This is a genomic window from Micromonospora sp. NPDC049047, from assembly GCF_040649135.1.
GTDB lineage: Bacteria > Actinomycetota > Actinomycetes > Mycobacteriales > Micromonosporaceae > Micromonospora.
On sequence record NZ_JBEZEY010000001.1, the window covers coordinates 633,868 to 651,567 of the forward strand.

Genomic DNA, 17,700 nt, shown 5'->3' on the forward strand with positions numbered 1-17,700 from the left:
CGCGTCATGGTGCTCGGACCGGCGGGTGCGAGCCGGTGATCGGGTGCTGATCGACGAGGTGGCACGGCGGCACAGTGGATTCCGGAGGACGGAATGCCGACGGTCAGCTGACCGGCACCCTACGACCGGTGCTGGTCGGGGCGTTGCCTGGCGAAGGCGTCGGCCTTGCCCCAGCGGCCGGGGATGTCCAGCAGCGCGATCCGCCCGAAGGCGGACGGGAGCGCGGGGTCCACGGCCAGGTGGTCCTCGTGCGGGTTGAGGCCGAGCATGGTGCGCAGGAGCAGCACGGACGCGCCGCTGGACCACGCCTGCGGGCTGCCGGCGGTGGGATACCGGACCGGGTAGCGGGTGGTGTTGCGGTCGAACCCGCCGAAGGCCTCGGGCAGTCGACCCTCGAAGAAGGTGGCCGCGGACAGGATGCTCTCGGCGATGCGGCCCGCCTCGCTGGTGAACCCGTAACGGCGCAGACCCCAGGCGATGAACGAGTTGTCGAAGGGCCAGACGGTGCCGTTGTGGTAGCCGAGCGGGTTGTAGCGGCGCTGCCCCTCGGCGAGGGTCCGCACACCCCAACCGGAGAAGAGCTCCCGACCCATCAGGTGCTCGACGAGTTGCGGGGCCCGTTCCGGCGGCACGATGCCGCTCCACAGCAGATGCCCGATGTTTGACGACAGGCTGTCGACCGGGGTGCCGTCGTGGTCCAGTGCGAGGGCGTAGTAGCCGCGGTCGGCGAGCCAGAAGTCCCTGTTGAACCTGTCGTACAGCGCCGCCGCGCCGCGTTCCAACCGGTCGGCGAGGTAGGGGTCACCCCAGACGGTACGGGCCAGGCGAGCCCCACGGATCTTCGCGTCGTAGGCGTACCCCTGGGTTTCGCAGGTGGCCCTCGGGAAGCCCGGCAGCCTTCCGTCGGCGTAGGAGATGCTGTCCCAGGAGTCCTTCCAACACTGGTTCTCCAGGCCGGTGGCGCGGTTGCGTCGCTCGTACCAGACATAACCGGTGGACGTCAGGTCCGCGTAGTCGTCGATCCACGCCAGGGCCGCGCGGGCCTCCTGCTCCAACTCGCGCACCAGCGCCGTGTCGCCGCTCCACCGTTCGTACTCGTCGAGCAGCACCACGAACAGCGGCGAGGCGTCCACAGTGCCGTAGTAGGGGGAGTGCGGCTGTTCCTCGAACGCGGCCGACTCGCCGTAGCGCAACTCGTGCAGGATCCGGCCGGGGTCCTCCTCCAGCACGTCGTCGCTGCGGACACCCTGTAGCGAGGCGAGGATCCGCAGCGTCGGCGGGGTCAACGACGGGGTGACGGGCAGGGTCTGCAGGCAGGTAAGCAGGCTGTCGCGGCCGAACAGGGTCATGAACCAGGGCAGCCCGGCCGCGGGCACTGTCGCGCCACTCAGCGAGAGCGGGGCGAAGCGCAGCGCCGCCAGGTCCACCAGGCTGCGGTGGTACACCTGCTGCAGCGCGACGCTGTCGGTGTCCAGGGTCGGGGCCGCCGCGACCCAGGCCCGCAGGCTGCGGGGCAGGGTGGAGTCGTCCGGGCGCAGCGCCCGCAGCGCGGAGCGCAGGTCGACGCCGTCCGGACGCAGCGCCCGCATCGTCGCCTGCAGGCGGGTGGACCACTGCTCTCCGGAGCCCAGTCGGACGGTGAACCGGAGGCCGTGCGGGTCGTACTCGGCGGGTTCGCTGGCCGTGACCACCACCTCGCGGTGGTAGGTGGACCGCCGGTACCCCAGGCGCAACTCGTTCGGGCCGACCTCGGTGTAGTGCCTGCCGACCTTCTCACCGACGTCGAACTTGATCTCGAAGATGTCGGCGAAGTCGGCAGCCACCTCCAGGCGGATGTCGAGTTCCATCTCCTGCTCGCCGTAGTTGAAGATCGTCACCGACTCGGTGAGGTCCGGGCCGATCCTTCTGCGCCGGATGGCGGACAGGTCGGCCTCCACGTAGTCGACCGCCGCGCCCGGCACCACGAAGAAGGTGACCTCGTAGTACTGGCTGTCGTCCACCGACAGCGCGGTCATGCACTCGCCGTTGACGAAGAGCATCCAGCGGGACAGGAAGCGGGTGTCGGCGGCGAACAGCCCGACCGGGGCATTGGGGGACGACTCCACATCGCCACTGGTGTCGGACACCATGAAGGTGTTCCCGTCGATGCACGCCACGGTGCCGTGGATGTCCTGCATCGGTCACCGGCCGCCGTCCGGGCCGCCGTGCTCCGCCGGCTCCGGTTCCCGTGGGAACAGTCGCCCGAGCCGCAACGCCAGGCTGAGGTCGCCGTCGACGAGGATCTCGCCCCGGGTGATCGCCGCCAGCCCGTTCACCTCGCCACGTGCCATCGCGTCCGCTACCTGCGCGGAAACCATGATCACGGTGGTGGCCGGCTGGCCGCTGCGGGTCACCCGCATCCGGCCGTTGTCGATGTCGAGGAGCCACTGATCGAGGTGGTCCCCGTCCCGGATGTCGAAGCGCACGCTCGCGCGGACCTTGCTGAACCGTGGGTCCTGGCCGGCAGCCGTCAACCGCTCGAAGAAGGCCCTGGTAGCCGTCATCCCACCTCCCCGGCCGTTGGCGGCAGCGCCGCTGCGTACCCGGTGTGGGCAGTTGTTAACTCCTCCTGGTGGCCGGGACCGTGCCTGGTCCGGTCCGCCGGTTCAGCCGAGGTCGAAGTCCACGACGGTCGGCGTCCGGCGGACCCGCACCGGGGTCGCCGCGTCGAAGCCGGCGGCGTCGCGGTGCCACACCGACTGGGCGTACGAGCAGTCGCAGCGCAGCTTCACCCGCTGCCCGGGGAGCAGGCGCAGGAGATACGCGTCGCCCACGTCCGCCACGCCGGCCAGGTCCCCGGTCGCCGCGTCGAACGCGATCACCTGCGCGTAGGTGAGCAGCTCGTCGACCCGTACCGTCCCGGTGAGCGGTGTCCCGGCCGGCAGCGCCTGGTTCAGTGTGGCGCTCTGCTGGGGGCGCACCCGTACCGTCCGCGCCTGCGCCCGACTGCCCACCCCACCGGACCACACTGTCGCGAACCCGGCCGCGGCGAACTGCACCGGCCAGCGGTACGGGCCGAGGCCGGTGATCGTGTAACGACCGTTCTCGTCCGTCATGGGGCCGTGGTCGTCGTACTTCGGGTCCGGCACGTAGGGCACCACCATCACCCGCGCGCGGGGGACGGGGGCGCCCGTCGCCGCGTCGGTCACCACCCCGACGACGGTGCCCGCCGGATCGAGCCGGACGTTCGGCGCGTCGGTCATCGCACCCGAGCGGACCTGGACCACCTGGGCCCGCTCGCGCTCGCCGGTGCCGCCGTGCCGGCCCACCCACTGCCAGCCGTGCACCGTCGCGTCGTAGGGGCGCACCAGCAGCCGGTACGCCCCGGGGGCGACCTCGCTGCTCAGCAGGACACCCTGCTCGTCGGAGCAGCCCCCGCCCCGACCGACCTGGTCCTCCCCGATGGTGACCGCGGTCAGCGCGGCGGCGTCCACCGGGACGAGCGCGGCGCAGGCCCGGGGGACCGGTGCGCCGGTCGCCGCGTCCCGCACCACGGTGCGGACCTGGCCCGGCGCGGGCGTCGAGGACCCGGGGGTACGCGCGGCGCCCGGCGCGGCGGCCGGCCCGACGAGGACTGCGACGGCGATGGTGGCGGTCAGGTGGCGCAGCGGTGCGCGGCTCACGGGCGTGATCCTTCCGACGGCGAGACGGGTGAGCTGACGCTAACGTTCCGTAGCTGATCCAAATCGGTCAATGTCGTTATGTTGACTGTTGACGGGGCGACATTCCACGCGGGCCGCGCGCACGGGCTCTTGTGTCTGAATCGGGCGCATGGGTCACCAGTACCGCATAGCGTCACGGGGCAGGTGCACCGCGCTCCGCGGTGCGCCGGTGGTGACGTGCACCGGAGGAAACGGACATGAGCCGTGTCGAGACTGTGCTCCTACCCGAGTTGGACGGGCCGGTGCCGGCGACGCTGCCGAGCGCGCTGGGTCTGCTGAGCCTGGCGCTGGGCGTGGGCGCCCTGGTCGCGCCCGGCCCGCTCGCGCGACTGACCGGGGTGGACGACTCCGCGGCCGCGCGGGCCGTGCTCCCGGCGGTAGGCGTGCGCGAGCTGGGCAGCGCCGCCGGACTGCTCGGCGGTCGTCGCCCCGCCGGCTGGGCGTGGAGCCGGGTGGCCGGCGACGCGATGGACCTGACCATGCTCGGGCGGGCTCTCGCCGACCGTGACGGTGACCGCCGCCGCCGGGTCGCGCTGACCACCCTCGCGGTCGCCGGTATCGCGGCCGTCGACGTGCTCTCCGCCGTGCGGATCAGCCGGGCCCGACGCGCGCGGGCGCGGATGATCCGGGTGGAGATCGCGGTGACCGTGAACCGGTCACCCGCCGAGGCGTACCGGTTCTGGCGCGACCTGGAGAACCTGCCGCGGTTCATGACGCACCTGGAGTCGGTGCGCGCCGACGACCTGCGCCGCTCGCACTGGACCGCCCGCGGGCCGGGCGGGCACCGGGTCGAGTGGGACGCCGAGATCATCGAGGATCGGCCGAACACGTCGATCACCTGGCGTTCGGTGGCGGGGACCGGGGTGCCGAACGCCGGGCGGGTCCGCTTCGTACCGGCACCCGGCGACCGGGGCACCGAGGTCCGGGTCGAGTTGCGCTACGCGCCGCCGGCCGGCGCGCTCGGCCGGGCGGTGGCCAAGCTCTTCGGCGAGGAACCCGAGCAGCAGGTCCGGGACGACCTGCGCCGGTTCAAGCAGGTGCTGGAGACCGGCGAGGTGGTCCGTTCCGAGGGCAGCCCCAACGGCATCTCCGTACGCCAGCAGGCCATGCAGCGGCCCGCCCAGCCGCTGCCGGCGTCGCGCCGATGACCGCCCGCTCCGAAAGGGACAGAGGATGAAAGCCAACGCCTGGATGGGCACCGACAAGGTCAAGGTCATCGACGTACCCGACCCGAAGATCATGAACGCCCGGGACGCGATCGTGCGGATCAGCACCACCGCGATCTGCGGCTCCGACCTGCACCTCTACCACGGTTACATCCCCGCGATGCGCAAGGGCGACATCCTCGGCCACGAGTTCATGGGTGAGGTCGTCGAGGTCGGTCCGCAGGTACGCAACCTCAAGCCCGGCGACCGGGTGGTGGTGCCCTTCCCGATCGCCTGTGGGCACTGCTCGTCGTGCCAACGCGGCCTCTACTCGGTCTGCGAGAACTCCAACCCGAACGCCGGCATCGCCGAGAAGATCATGGGGCACTCGCCGGCCGGCATCTTCGGCTACTCCCACCTGCTCGGCGGGTACGCCGGCGGTCAGGCCGAGTACGCCCGGGTGCCGTTCGCCGACGTCGGCCCGCTCAAGGTGCCCGACGAGGTCCGCGACGACCAGGCGGTGATGCTCGCCGACGTGTTCCCCACCGGGTACATGGGCGCCGAGATGTGCGACATCAAACCCGGGCAGGTGATCGCCGTCTGGGGCGCCGGGCCGGTCGGGCTGTTCGCCGCGGCCAGCGCCCGGCTGCTCGGCGCGGAACGGGTGATCGTCATCGACCGGTACCCGTACCGGCTGCGGCTCGCCGCGGAACACCTCGGTGCCGAGACGATCAACTACGAGGAGGTGGACGTGCTGGACACCCTGAACGAGCTGACCGCCGGTCGGGGGCCCGACGCGTGCATCGACGCGGTAGGCCTGGAGGGTCACCACGGCAACGCCGCGATGTACGCCTACGACCGGGTGAAGCAGGCCGCCCGGGTCGAGACGGAGCGGCCGTTCGCGCTACGCCAGGCGATCCTGGCCTGCCGCTCGGGCGGGGTGGTCTCGGTCGTCGGCGCGTACGGCGGCTTTGTGGACAAATTCCCGATGGGCGCGTTCATGAACCGGTCGCTTGTCATGCGCACCGGTCAGTGCCACGTCCAGCGCTACACCCGGCCGCTGCTGGAGCGGATCCAGCGTGGCGAGATCGACCCGAGCTTCATCGTCAGCCACCGGATGCCGCTGCGCGACGCCCCGAAGGGCTACCAGCTCTTCCAGAAGAAACAGGACGACTGTACGAAGGTGCTGCTCACTGTCTGACCGGGCGGCAGGTCCCCCGGCGGGGAAGTGCTTCGCGCACTGCCTTTGGAGCTGATGTCACAAACGATTCGGCCCGGCTGCCGGGGGTGCCCCCTGCCGGGTCGAGCGGCCGGACGGGTGATGTCGTGATCGGTCCGGATGGGTGATGTCGTAAACGATTCAGCTCTATAGGAGCCGACCACCAGCTCGGCCACCGCCGCCGGTCGCTCTGCGGGCAGGCGGCGCGAACTCCGTGAGCGTCTCCCGCTGTCCGGGCGGCTAGCGTGTCGGCATGGAAAGTGAAGGCACGTCGATACCTGTCTCCACCGAGCTCACTGTCCGACTGCGGCCGGTTGCCGAGCCCGACCTGGTGATCTTCCAGAGGTTGCGCACCGAGCCGGGTCTGATCGGGCTGGACTGGGCCGGTTTCCTCGACGCGGGGCAACCCGCGCGGCGGTTCGCCGTCGACGGCTACCTCGGCGACGACGACGGGCGGCTCGTCGTCGAGGTCGAGCAGGAGCAGGCCGCCGCCGGCATCGTCAGCTACACCTCCCGGCGGTCTGCCGGGCGGGCGTCGTACTGGGAGATCGGCATCGTCCTGCTGCCGCCGTGGCGCGGTCGGGGCATCGGCTGGCGGGCGCAGGCGTTGCTCTGCGACTACCTCTTCCAGCACACCCCGGCACAGCGCATCCAGGCCGGCACCCACCCGGAGAACGTGGCCGAGCAACGGTCGCTGGAGAAGGCCGGCTTCCAGTTCGAAGGCGTCATCCGGGCCTGCGAGTTCCGGGCCGGTCAGTGGCGCGACGGCTACCTCTACAGCCGGCTGCGCGACGACCCCCCGCCCGCGGAACTGCCCGTTCGATGACGAACGTCCGGCTCGATAGTCACCCCCGTTTGTGACCGGGAGCCCTGGGAACTCGCCCCGTTCGTCCGCAGGCCGGCCCGACGGCATGTCGAGGAGAAGCGAAGGAGCGGGTCATGGAGTACGAGCAGATGATCGCCACGGTACGACAGCGAGCGGGCCTCGGTGAGAACGAGGCAGTGCGGTCCGTGCAGGCCGTCCTGTCGGTGCTCGGTGAACGGCTCGCCGGACAGGAGGCCGACAACCTGGCGGCACAGCTACCGGAGCGGTTGAACGGGTCCGTCACGCGCAACCCGCAGGGCCGCCGGTGGGATGTGGGCGATTTCCTGAAGCACGTCGGAGACCGCGAACAGGTCGCGAACGCCGACCACGTGCGTCAACACGCCCAGGCGGTGCTGCGTACCGTCGCCGAGGCGCTCGACGACGACGAGCGGCACGACCTGCTCGCCCAACTTCCCGGCGGCATCATCGACCTCTTCGGTGTGCCCACCCCGCGCGGCTGACCCGGCGGGGCGGCTACGGGATCGGCCACTCGTGCACCGGCCGGTTGCTGTGCATCAGGTCCACGTAGTGGCGGACCACCTCCCGCAGCGCCTCCGGCCGGTCCAGGTGGTCGGTGGCCTCCAACCGGTGCAGCGTCTCCACCTGCCAGGTCGCGCCGTTGCGGCTGGTCAGGCAACGCTGCTCGATGATGCCGAGCAGCCGGTCGCGCTCGCCCGGGTCCAGCCCCCACCGGTCCAGGCCGTGGTACGCCAGGGGTAGCAGCCGGCGCAGCACCAACTCGGTGACGGGCAGGTAGCCCAGGCCCGGCCAGAACACCTGCGCGTCGATGCCGTGCCGGGCACAGTTGGTGAAGTTCTCCTCGGCGGCGCTGAACGACATCTGTGACCACAGTGGGCGGTCCGAGTCGGCGAGGGCCCGCACCAGCCCGAAGTAGAACGCGCCGTTGGCGACGGTGTCCACCACCGTCGGGCCGGCGGGTAGCACCCGGTTCTCCACCCGAAGGTGCGGTCGGCCGCGCGACACGTCGTACACCGGGCGGTTCCACCGGTAGACGGTGCCGTTGTGCAGGCGCAACTCGGCGAGATTGGGCACCTCGCCGGCCGCCAGGGCCTGCACCGGGTCCTCCGGGTCGCAGACCGGCAGCAGCGCCGGGAAGTAGCGCACGTTCTCCTCGAACAGGTCGAACACGCTGGTGATCCAGCGTTCGCCGAACCAGACCCGGGGGCGTACCCCCTGGGCTTTGATCTCTTCCGACCGGGTGTCGGTGGCCTGCTGGAACAGCGGAATGCGGGTCTCGCGCCACAACTCCCGGCCGAAGAACAGCGGCGAGTTCGCGCCGACCGCGACCTGGATGCCGGCGATGGCCTGGGCGGCGTTCCAGTAGTCGGCGAACTGCGCCGGGCTGACCTGCAGGTGGAACTGGGTGCTGGTGCAGGCCGCCTCCGGGGTGATCGTGTCGGCGGTGACCGCCAGGCGTTCCACGCCGCTGATCGCGATCGGCAGATCCTCGCCGCGCGCCGCGAAGATCTGCTCGTTGAGCAGCTTGTAGCGGGGGTTGGCGGAGAGCGTCGCGGCGGTCAGGTGCTCGGGACGCAACGTCGGCAGAATCCCGATCATGACCATGTGCGCGCCGATCGCCCGCGCCTTCACCTCTGCGGCGTTCAGGCTGGCCCGGACGTACTCCTCGAAGTCCGCGGTGCCGGTGCCGGTCAGCCGCCGTGGCGGCACGTTGATCTCGACGTTGAACTGGCCCAGCTCGGTCTGGAAGCTCTCATCGGCGACGGCCGCCAGCACGTCGGCGTTGCGCATCGCCGGATTCGACGCCTCGTCGACCAGGTTCAGCTCGATCTCCACGCCGGTCATCGGCCGGTCGACGTCGAAGCGCGACTCGCGCAGCATCTCGGCGAAGACGTCCAGACAGCGTCGGACCTTGTCGCGATAGCGGGCCCGATCTTCACGACTGAAGGTTCGTACGCCGACGTCCTCGCCCATGGTCACCACCCTGTCACCGCTGGCCACCCCTAACCTCGCACGTCAGCGGCGGGCGGGGGAAGACCCGAGGTTCCTTTCCTACCCACCTGCCCGCCCTGATAGCCCGGTCAGACCGCCCCGTTAGCATTGCGGCTCGAAGGGTGGTGGCGTGCGGATGCGCGAGAAGGTGACCAGGTTGTTCGTCGCGGCGGCGATCGCCGAGGCCTGCTCCTGGCTGGCTCTGCTGGTCGGCATGCTGGTCAAGTACGGCCCGCCGAGCAACGAGCTGGGCGTGCAGATCTTCGGTCCGATCCACGGCGGTCTGTTCGTCGCGTACGTCCTGCTGGTGCTGGCCGTGGCCCGGCTGCACCGGTGGAGCCTGCCGGCCACCGTCGTGGCGCTGGCCTGCGCCGTGCCGCCCTTCGCCACCCTGATCTTCGAGCGCTGGGCCCGCCGCCGGGGCATGCTCGGCACCGACCGCGTACCGGCCCGCGAGCCCGCCCGGGTCGGCTGACCGCGAGGTCGCCCCGGCCCGGTCGACTCGCCGCCCTTCCCGGCGTCTGCCGGTGCGCGGTCAGGTCAGTGCGGAGCAGGCCGTGATGCCGGCGACCAGCAGCGCGCCCAGGAACGCCTGCAACAGCAGCGGCGGTCCGAGGTGCGACCAGAGCGTCGCGGTACGCGGGGTGAGCAACTGCCCGGTGGTGAGGTTGACGATCCGCTCGATGCGCGGCGGCAGTTCCGGGTCGCGTTGCGGTCGCAGGGTGAGCTGCACCTGGTCCGCCGGGTGCAGGGCGCTCTGCGGCAGGTGCCCGTGCAGCTCCACCTCGCAGAGCTGCCCGGCGGTGTTGCGCAGGCGCACCGGGGTGACCAGGTACTCCGGGCCCTGCTTCAGCTCCTTCCACCGTCGGCGGGTGCCGCCACCGCCGAAGGAGAACAGCGCGCGTAGCAGCAGGGCGGGGAGCCGGGCGACCGCCGCCGCGGCGAGCACCGCCACCAGCACCGGCTGACCGATGCGTACCTCGCGGGTGTAGCCGTCCAACAGGCGGATCAGGCGCCCGGTGACGATTCGCTCCGTCGGGTGCACGATCCGTCGGCTGTCGAGTCCGCTGTCCATTTCCACCACCGAGAGTCCGCGTGTGTGCACAGATGGTATCGACGTCCTGGGTTGAACGACGTGAATGAAACCTCGTCACGGGCTCACGGCCGCGAGGTGACATCGCGGGCGACAGGGGTAAGCGGGGGGCCGAGCTGGAAAGGGGTCGAGCATGCAGCTGTCCTTCCTGCGCCCGCTCTACGACCGTCCCGGGCCGTGGTGCTCGGTGTACCTGGACGCCTCCGCCGACACGGAGGACGCCCATCCCGCACTGGACCTGCGGTGGCGCGCCTTGCAGAGTCAACTCGCCGACCAGGGGGCCGACGAGGCGAGCATCGCCGCGCTGGACCGGGTGATCCGTGGGCACGACCCGATGGTCGGCGACTACGGCCTGGCGGTCTTCGCCAGTCACGGACGGGTGGTGCTCTCCGAGTACCTGTCCGCGCCGCCGCTGCGTGACCTGGCCAGTTTCGCGCCGCTGCCACATGTGATGCCGCTGCTCGCCCAACGCGGCGAACAGGTCGCCTGGGTGCGGGTGGTGGCCGACCGGATGGGCGCCGACGCCATGGCGGTCAGCGCCGGCGGGGTTCCCCGGCGGGCCCATGTCGCCGGCCGGGACGAGTTCCCGCTGCGTCGGGCGAAGCCCGGCGGCTGGTCCCAGTCGCGTTATCAGCGCGCCGCCATGGAGGCCTGGCACCAGAACGCCGGCGACGTCACCGCCGCGACGGTGGACCTGGCCGAGAAGGTCGGCGCGGACGTCGTGGTGGTCGCCGGTGACGTGCGCGCCACCGGAATGATCGCCGCGCAGATGCCGGAGCGGTGGCAGGACCTCGTGGTCCGCACCGACGCCGGATCCCGGGCCGGCGGCGCCGACCAGACGATGCTCGACGACCTCACCGTGCAGACCATCGCGGAGGTCGCCGACCAGCGGATCGCCGCCGCGCTCGACAAGTTCGGCGTGCAGGAGGATGTCGGCGGTGGTCTCGACGCGGTCGTCTCGGCCCTGCAACGCAACCAGGTCGACACCATGATCATTGTGGACGACCCGTCGGCCGACGGCGAGCTGTGGATCGGCGCGGAGCCCACCGAGATCGCCGTCGACGCGGAGCAGCTGGCCGCGATGTCGGTGGCCGACCCGCAACGGGTACGCGCCGACGCCGCGCTGGTCCGCGCGCTCGTCGGCACCGACGCGGCACTGACCGTGCTGGGCCCGGAGGAGGCACCCGAGCTCACCGACGGCGTCGGCGCGGTGCTGCGCTACGTCGACCCCGGCACACCGGGACGCGGCGATGGTTGAGCGCCGGGTGGCTGATCTCGTGGTGGAGCGGCTGCTGGCCTGGCGGGTGCCGCGCGCCTTCGGCTACCCGGGTGCGGCGATCGCCCCGATTGTCGAGGCGTTGGAGCGCGCCGGCGGCGAGCCGGCGTTCATCCCGGCCCGACACGAGGAGACGGCCTCGTTCATGGCCACCGGGCACGCCAAGTTCACCGGCGGCATCGGGGTGTGCCTCGCCACCCAGGGGCCCAGCGCCGTGCAACTGCTCAACGGCCTGTACGACGCCAAGCTGGACAGCAAACCGGTGGTGGCGATCGTCGGGGAGGACATCTCCGGGCCGCTCGGCGGCGCACACCAGGAGATCGGGTTGAGTCGGCTCTTCGGCGACGTCTGCAACCAGTTCGTCCGCTACGGGCGCAACCCCGAGGACGTGGCCGCGCTGCTGGACCAGGCATTCCGTACCGCGGCGGCGACCCGCAGCCCGACCTGCGTCGTGCTGCCCCGGGAGTTGCAGGAAACCCTGGTGCCCGACGTGCAGACCACCGCCGTCGGGGTGGTCTCGGCCACCCCCGGCGAGCCGCTGGCCCGGGTGCTGCCGCACGAGGTGGACCTCGACGCCGCCGCGCAACTGCTCGGCGGCGGCCAACGCGTCGCGATCCTGGTCGGCCAGGGTGGGCGGGACGCGGCCCCGGAGATCATCGAGGTGGCCGACCGGCTCGGTGCCGGGGTCGCCAGCTCACTGCTCGGCAAGCCGGTGCTCGACGAGCGGCTGCCGTTTCACACCGGGGTGCTCGGCGAGGTCGGCACCCCGGCCGCCGCCGAGCTGATGGGCGGCTGCGACACCCTGCTGATGGTGGGCACCAACGACCCGTGGACCGACTACTTCCCGATGCCCGAGCAGGCCCGTACGGTGCAGATCGACATCGACGGCCGCCGGATCGGCACCCGCTACCCGGCCGACGTGCCGCTCGTCGGCGACGCCGCCGAGACGTTGCGGGCGTTGCTGACCCGACTGCGGGGGCGACCCGAACAACGCTGGCGAGCGACCGTGGAGAGCTCGGTGGACCGGTGGCGGGAGGCCGCCGCCGAGCGGGTCGCCGCGCCCGCCGACCCGGTCAACCCGCAGCTCGTACTCCAGGAGTTGTCGGCCCGCCTGCCGAGCACCGGCGCGGTAGCGGTCGACGTCGGCTCGGTCCTCTACTGGTACGCCCGGCACCTCACCCTGCCACCCGGGGTGAACGCGCAGCTCTGCGGCACCCTGGGTTCGATGGGCTGTGCGCTGCCGTACGCGGTGGCCGCCAAGCTCGCCGCCCCCGACCAGCCGGTGATCGCGCTTGTCGGCGACGGGGCGATGCAACTCAACGGCCTGGCCGAGCTGATCACCGTGTCGCACCACTGGCAGCGGTGGCGCGACCCGCGACTGGTGGTGCTGGTGCTCAACAACCGGGACCAGAACGGCATGGGTGGCGGCCGGCAGCCGACGGCCGACCCGGCCAACCGCCGCCCCGACGTGCCGTACGCCGGCTGGGCCCGCCTGCTGGGGCTGCACGGGGTGCGGGTGGACCGCCCGGAGCTGGTCGGCGCGGCCTGGGACGAGGCGCTCGCCGCGGACCGCCCCTGCGTACTGGAGGCGGTCGTCGACCCGGCGGTGTCGCTGGCGCCGCCGGAGCCGGCGTTCGCCGACCTGCGCGGTCTGTACGCCGATGGCGCTCCGGCCCGCAAGGTACGGGAGCAGGTGGAACTCAGCGCGAACGCGGATGACCTTGTTTAGCCGCTCTCGGCCAGGGCATCAGAAGCGGCCCGACAAGCCTGGAGGTGTCATGTCCGAGTCGGCTGACCGCCGTTACGGTCCGGCGACCCTACCGCGGTCGCGCGGCCCGGTCTCCGCCGCGCTGCTCGACGCCCTCCGCCGCCCGCCGCACGACCTGCCGGCCGGGCTCGGCGGGGGCTTCGACCCGGCCGACCCGATCACGGATGAGGACCTTCAGCTCACCCTGTTCCTCTGCTACGAGCTGCACTACCGGGGCTGGTGCGGGGTGGACGAGACGTGGGAGTGGCAGCCGACGCTGCTCGCGCTGCGCGCCGAAGCCGAACGGCCCTTCGAGGCGGCGCTGCGCCGGCTGGTCGGCGCACCGGCGGTCCCGGCCGCCGGGGTGGCGGCCGGTCTGGCCGAGCTGGTCGCGGCCGACGACGGCCCGCCGCTGGCCGCGACGCTGCAGCGCCACGCCGACCTCACCCAGTTCCGCGAGTTCGCCACCCACCGCTCCGTCTACCACCTGCGCGAGGCGGACCCGCACAGCTGGGCGCTGCCCCGCCTGGGCGGGCCGGCCAAGGCGGCCCTGGTGGAGATCCAAACCGACGAGTACGGCAACGGCCGGCTGGACCGGATGCACGCCGAACTGTTCCGGCGCACCCTCGAACGGCTGGGGTTGGACACCGGGTACGGCGCCCACCTGGACGCGGCACCCGCGGTGACCCTTGCGACAAACAACCTGATGTCGCTGTTCGGCCTGCACCGGCGGTGGCGCGGCGCGCTGCTCGGGCACCTGGCGGCGTTCGAGATGACCTCCTCGCTACCGAACCGCCGCTACGGCAACGGGCTGCGCCGGCTCGGCCTCGACGAGGTGGCCACCCGCTTCTTCGACGAGCACGTCGAGGCCGACGCGGTGCACGAGCAGATCGCCGCCCACGACATGTGCGGTGGCCTGGTCCGCGTCGAACCGGCCCTCGCCGCCGACGTGCTGTTCGGGGCGGCGGCCGGGCTGGCGGTGGACCGGTTGTTCGCCGCGCACCTGCTGGGCAGCTGGGCCGCCGGCCGCAGCTCGCTGCGGTCACCCGCCCCGCCGACCGTGCCACCGACCATCTCGCTCGTCGCGTCGACCCCGGTGGCCCTGCCGGACCCCACCGCTCTGGTCTGACCGGAGAAGCTGCTCACGCCCGAGGCCGGCGGTGGCACCGCCGGGCCTCGGGCGCATACCCCTCGGGTGCGGTGTGGGAGCTCCGGCTGGCTGCTACACGTGGCTGCCGGTCAGCCCTCGCGGGCGGTGCCCGCGCGGAAGTTGATCGCCTTGTGGGTGCCGTCGCAGAACGGCTTGAGCGCCGACTTGCCGCACCGGCACAACGCCACGGTCCCCCGGCGCGCGTCGATGCGCTCGCCGTCCGGCGTGACCAGCTCGAAGTCGCCGCGGACCAACAGCGGGCCGTCCTCGTACGGGATGATCGTGGCGGCGGCTGGCTCGCTGGTGTCGTCAGTGCGCATGGCCCCGGAAGTGCCCGCCCTGGCCCTGGCAAAACCCGGGCCGCCCGTCGCGTGTTGTCACTGTGATGGCCGAGACCGACTCGGCCTTGGTGAAACCGCGCTATCTCGTCGACTCGGACACCCCGATGTCAAGAAAACCGGGTCGATCACCGTCCATGTCCCGGCAGGTGGGAGAAGGCGGGTTGCCGGCCCGCTCCCGCCGATCGTCGCCGAACGACGGTGATGACCGTCGGACCCCGCCGATCAGCGGAATGTGCTGCCGGGTGGGTGATGCCCCGTTTGAACCCCATCGGTACGGGAAGCCGGCCCGCGTGGTGAGCGAACGAGGCAAGGTGGGGCCGGTGCACAAGGTGCACAAGGGGCTCACGGCCGATGGCGCCGGTCTGGCCGGCGACCGGGTCGTGGCCGCGGGCAGCGCCGCCCGGGTGCTGGTCGCCGCCACCGCCCGCGCGCTGCGCGGAGAGGACTGCGCCGACCTCGGGCACACCGGACCGACGTCGCGCTTCCCGGGCGCCCCGGAGCCGGTACGCCGCGCCGCGGTCATCCGCGCCGCCGGCCGGGTCGCCCTCACCGTGGCCCAGGTCGACGAGGTGGACGCCGCCCGGGTGGCCCGCTGGTTCGTCGACCAGTACCCCCGCCGGCGCTATCCCGGAGTGCTGATCGGCTCGCCGCACGGTGCGGCGGCACACCTCGCGGTGGCCCTCGGCGTGCCGTGGTTGCCGGCCGGCTTCGAGATGACGGTGCACTGGGCCGACGGCGCGGTGGACCGCCCGGCGGACGCACTGGCGCACGGCGCGGCACTGGCCGCCCGGCTGATCGCCGGCAACGCCGACCTGCACCTGCGCCAGGTGCACTGCCCGGCCAGCCGGGGCCCGCTGATCGGGGCCACGGTGTCGCTGACCGCCGCGTGGCGGGCCCTGCCGGCCGCGTACGCGCGGTTCCTGACCGATCGGCTGCTCCCGGGTGCCCCGGTGGTGCTGGTCCGCGACGGGCGAACCTGGCCGGTGCTGGAGCGCGGTTCCGGCCACAGCTTCCAGGTCGGCTGCCCGGCCAGTGGGCTGGACCCTGTCGACTTCCACCCGGACAGCCACGCGCTGCGCCAGGTGCTGCGCTCCGTCGGCGGCGACGCGGCCCGCTGGGAGCCACCGGAGGTCACCGTCCCGTCCGGTTACGCCGAGCAGGACGTCGACCCGGGCTTCGAATCGGCAGTGGGGGAGTGGTCCACCGGGCACCGGCACCCGCTGCACCGGGTGCTGGTGCCCCGGCCGGCGGCACTGAGCGCGGCAGTGGCCGACCTGTACCGGCGGTGGTTGCGCGGTGCCGGCAAGACCGGGGACCGGTTGGTGGTGGAATGCGGGCGGCTGCTCGACCCGTGGCAGGTGGTGCGGGCGGGGCTGGTGCCGTACTGGTGTGAGAACGCCACCCGGCGCAGCGTCGACGAGGCCGAGTGGTGGCTGGCCGGCAGTGAGCCGTTCAGCTCGGTGGACGTGCTGCCCGAGCCGCCCGGGATGCGCTCACCGGCGCTGGCCGGGCTGCCCCAGTGGCTGGCGGTGGCCGGCTTCGGGCGTCGCCGTCGGGCGTTGGACCGGACCGCCGCCCGGGGCTACCCGGTCACCGCGGTGCCCACCCGCCGGGCCACCGAGGTGCTGCGGGCCCAGCCGTACGACCTGCCCGTGCCGCCCCCGCTGGGGGCCGCAGCGGCCCTCGCCGTGCTCCGCGACAGCGGCGGCGACCAGGGGTTACTGATCTCCTGAGGCGGAGCACGCCGAAACTTCCTCGCGAACCCGGGGTCCCGTGATTGAGTACCTACGGAGCGGGAACATCGCTGGCTGCGACGGCCAGATTGCGCTGCGTAGAGGTGGTGTCGCCCGCTGGCATCCCAGTCACTTACCCACTTTTCCGGCCCGGTGCGTGGCTCGACCACGCGCACGACCGGTTTCCCGATCCGGGCGGGGGACCTTCCTGAGGGAGGCGCGGATGTTCGGACAGACGAGCACGACCACGGCCACCACAGCACCACCAACCAACGACCGTGGTCTGGAGGACCTGGACGCGGCGGCACTCGCGTACGCGGCCCGGATCGCCGGGCTTCCGCCGGAACGGCGCGGGGAAGCCCGCGACGACCTGGTGCGCTTCGCGCTGCCCTTCGCGGGTCGGCTGGCCCGCCGCTACCGGGGGCGGGGCGAGCCACTGGAGGACCTGGAACAGGTGGCCCGGTTGGGGCTGGTGAACGCCGTCGACCGGTATGACCCGGAACGGGGCTCGTTCACGGCGTACGCCGCGATCACCATCGTGGGTGAGATCAAACGGCATTTCCGGGATCGTACGTGGGGCGTCCACGTGCCCCGCCGGCTGCGTGACCTGATCCTCGAGGTCGGCCAGGCCACCGCCGCGCTGACCAGCGAGTTGTCCCGGGCCCCGTCGGTGGCCGAACTGTCGGCCCGGCTGGAGACACCGGAGGAGGAGATCCTCGCCGCGCTGGAGTCGGCGGCCGGCTACAGTCCGGCCTCGCTCAACGCGCCGGTGGGTGGGGAGAGTTCCGCGGAGTTCGGCGACCTGGTCGGCGAGTCGGACAACGCCCTGGAGTCGGTCGACGACCGGGTCACGGTGAGCGGTCTGCTGCACCGACTGCCCTGGCGCGAGCGGCGGATCCTGGCGATGCGGTTCTACGGCAACCAGACCCAGGCCGAGATCGCCGCCCGGTTCGGCATCTCGCAGATGCACGTGTCGCGGCTGCTGTCGCGGGCGTTGACCTGGCTGCGTCAGGCGATGCTCGCCGACGCGCCGCCGCCCTGGCAGAACGGCGCCGCCGAACCCGACCCGGGCAAGACCCGGATCTCGGTGAAACAGAACGGCGACCGCGTGGTGGTCGAGGTCGGCGGCGAGATCGACCGAGACGGGGCGGACCAGTTGCGCCGGGCCATGTTGGAGGCGGTCACCGGCCAGCCCAGCGAGGTGGTCGTCGACCTGGTCGGCGCGGGTGGCTTCGACGCCGGGGGGATCGCCGCGCTGATGGCGGGGCGGGACGCCGCCGAGCGGACCGGAGTGCCGCTGCGACTGACCCGGGTCCAGCCCGCGGTACGTCGCTCGCTCACCGCCGCCGGCCTGGCTCCCGTCCGGGACTGAGCCGCCGCCCCGGGCTCGGCGCCACACCGATCGGGACGAACGAGAGAGGGCCGACACCCGGTGGGTGTCGGCCCTCTCGGCGTACGC

16 protein-coding genes are annotated in these 17,700 nt (G+C 72.3%); 10 read left to right on the forward strand and 6 right to left on the reverse strand.

Translation table 11 applies throughout. The features are described from left to right. Window positions 1-119: 119 nt before the first annotated feature. The 3 genes from AB0B86_RS02805 to AB0B86_RS02815 all read right to left on the reverse strand — a co-directional run bounded on the left by AB0B86_RS02805 (window position 120) and on the right by AB0B86_RS02815 (window position 3,662). Window positions 120-2,168 (reverse strand): glycogen debranching N-terminal domain-containing protein, encoded by a 2,049-nt coding sequence (locus AB0B86_RS02805; RefSeq protein WP_357415052.1) that lies wholly within the window; start codon window positions 2,166-2,168, stop codon window positions 120-122. A 12-nt stretch (window positions 2,169-2,180) separates the two neighbouring features. Beyond that, window positions 2,181-2,543 carry an SCP2 sterol-binding domain-containing protein gene (locus AB0B86_RS02810; protein WP_357415005.1) on the reverse strand — a complete coding sequence of 121 codons (363 nt, stop codon included), beginning with the start codon at window positions 2,541-2,543 and terminating at the stop codon, window positions 2,181-2,183. Window positions 2,544-2,645: 102 nt separating this feature from the next. Then, entirely contained in the window at window positions 2,646-3,662 is a 1,017-nt protein-coding gene (locus AB0B86_RS02815) for a carboxypeptidase regulatory-like domain-containing protein (RefSeq protein ID WP_357415007.1), read from the reverse strand. Between the two features lie 236 nt (window positions 3,663-3,898). Between AB0B86_RS02815 and AB0B86_RS02820 the strand changes: the two genes are divergently transcribed. The 4 genes from AB0B86_RS02820 to AB0B86_RS02835 all read left to right on the forward strand — a co-directional run bounded on the left by AB0B86_RS02820 (window position 3,899) and on the right by AB0B86_RS02835 (window position 7,391). Further along, on the forward strand, window positions 3,899-4,849 hold the full coding sequence (locus AB0B86_RS02820) for an SRPBCC family protein (protein WP_357415009.1): 951 nt from the start codon (window positions 3,899-3,901) through the stop codon (window positions 4,847-4,849). Between the two features lie 25 nt (window positions 4,850-4,874). Next, complete coding sequence (locus AB0B86_RS02825; protein WP_357415011.1) at window positions 4,875-6,047, forward strand: zinc-dependent alcohol dehydrogenase; 1,173 nt, start codon at window positions 4,875-4,877, stop codon at window positions 6,045-6,047. Window positions 6,048-6,318: 271 nt separating this feature from the next. Next, the gene (locus AB0B86_RS02830; protein ID WP_357415013.1) at window positions 6,319-6,891 is read left to right on the forward strand and encodes a GNAT family protein; all 573 of its coding nucleotides are present in this window, start codon (window positions 6,319-6,321) and stop codon (window positions 6,889-6,891) included. Window positions 6,892-7,004: 113 nt separating this feature from the next. Further along, the gene (locus AB0B86_RS02835) at window positions 7,005-7,391 is read left to right on the forward strand and encodes a DUF2267 domain-containing protein (RefSeq protein WP_357407441.1); all 387 of its coding nucleotides are present in this window, start codon (window positions 7,005-7,007) and stop codon (window positions 7,389-7,391) included. A gap of 13 nt (window positions 7,392-7,404) precedes the next feature. Here AB0B86_RS02835 and AB0B86_RS02840 read toward each other — a convergent pair whose 3' ends face one another. Next, window positions 7,405-8,883 (reverse strand): glutamate--cysteine ligase, encoded by a 1,479-nt coding sequence (locus AB0B86_RS02840; RefSeq protein WP_357407439.1) that lies wholly within the window; start codon window positions 8,881-8,883, stop codon window positions 7,405-7,407. 154 nt (window positions 8,884-9,037) lie between these two features. Between AB0B86_RS02840 and AB0B86_RS02845 the strand changes: the two genes are divergently transcribed. After that, complete coding sequence (locus AB0B86_RS02845) at window positions 9,038-9,376, forward strand: DUF3817 domain-containing protein (RefSeq protein WP_357407648.1); 339 nt, start codon at window positions 9,038-9,040, stop codon at window positions 9,374-9,376. A 60-nt stretch (window positions 9,377-9,436) separates the two neighbouring features. Here the strand turns inward: AB0B86_RS02845 and AB0B86_RS02850 are convergent, their stop codons facing one another. Further along, window positions 9,437-9,985, reverse strand: coding sequence for a hypothetical protein (locus AB0B86_RS02850; protein ID WP_357407437.1), 549 nt, complete (start codon window positions 9,983-9,985; stop codon window positions 9,437-9,439). A gap of 142 nt (window positions 9,986-10,127) precedes the next feature. Here AB0B86_RS02850 and AB0B86_RS02855 point away from each other — a divergent pair, with 142 nt between their 5' ends. The 3 genes from AB0B86_RS02855 to AB0B86_RS02865 are packed head-to-tail and all read left to right on the forward strand — an operon-like array spanning window position 10,128 to window position 14,146. Continuing rightward, window positions 10,128-11,252, forward strand: coding sequence for a Vms1/Ankzf1 family peptidyl-tRNA hydrolase (locus tag AB0B86_RS02855; protein WP_357407435.1), 1,125 nt, complete (start codon window positions 10,128-10,130; stop codon window positions 11,250-11,252). A 7-nt stretch (window positions 11,253-11,259) separates the two neighbouring features. After that, complete coding sequence (locus tag AB0B86_RS02860; protein WP_357407433.1) at window positions 11,260-12,999, forward strand: thiamine pyrophosphate-binding protein; 1,740 nt, start codon at window positions 11,260-11,262, stop codon at window positions 12,997-12,999. Between the two features lie 49 nt (window positions 13,000-13,048). After that, the gene (locus AB0B86_RS02865) at window positions 13,049-14,146 is read left to right on the forward strand and encodes an iron-containing redox enzyme family protein (protein WP_357407431.1); all 1,098 of its coding nucleotides are present in this window, start codon (window positions 13,049-13,051) and stop codon (window positions 14,144-14,146) included. A 110-nt stretch (window positions 14,147-14,256) separates the two neighbouring features. Here AB0B86_RS02865 and AB0B86_RS02870 read toward each other — a convergent pair whose 3' ends face one another. Next, window positions 14,257-14,487 (reverse strand): CDGSH iron-sulfur domain-containing protein, encoded by a 231-nt coding sequence (locus AB0B86_RS02870; protein WP_357407429.1) that lies wholly within the window; start codon window positions 14,485-14,487, stop codon window positions 14,257-14,259. Between the two features lie 311 nt (window positions 14,488-14,798). Between AB0B86_RS02870 and AB0B86_RS02875 the strand changes: the two genes are divergently transcribed. Together AB0B86_RS02875 and AB0B86_RS02880 are read left to right on the forward strand one after the other, a co-directional pair. Continuing rightward, entirely contained in the window at window positions 14,799-16,241 is a 1,443-nt protein-coding gene (locus AB0B86_RS02875) for a hypothetical protein (RefSeq protein WP_357415015.1), read from the forward strand. A gap of 223 nt (window positions 16,242-16,464) precedes the next feature. After that, a complete protein-coding gene (locus AB0B86_RS02880) occupies window positions 16,465-17,613 on the forward strand; it encodes a SigB/SigF/SigG family RNA polymerase sigma factor (RefSeq protein WP_357407425.1) in 1,149 nt (382 codons plus the stop codon). Window positions 17,614-17,700: the final 87 nt, after the last annotated feature.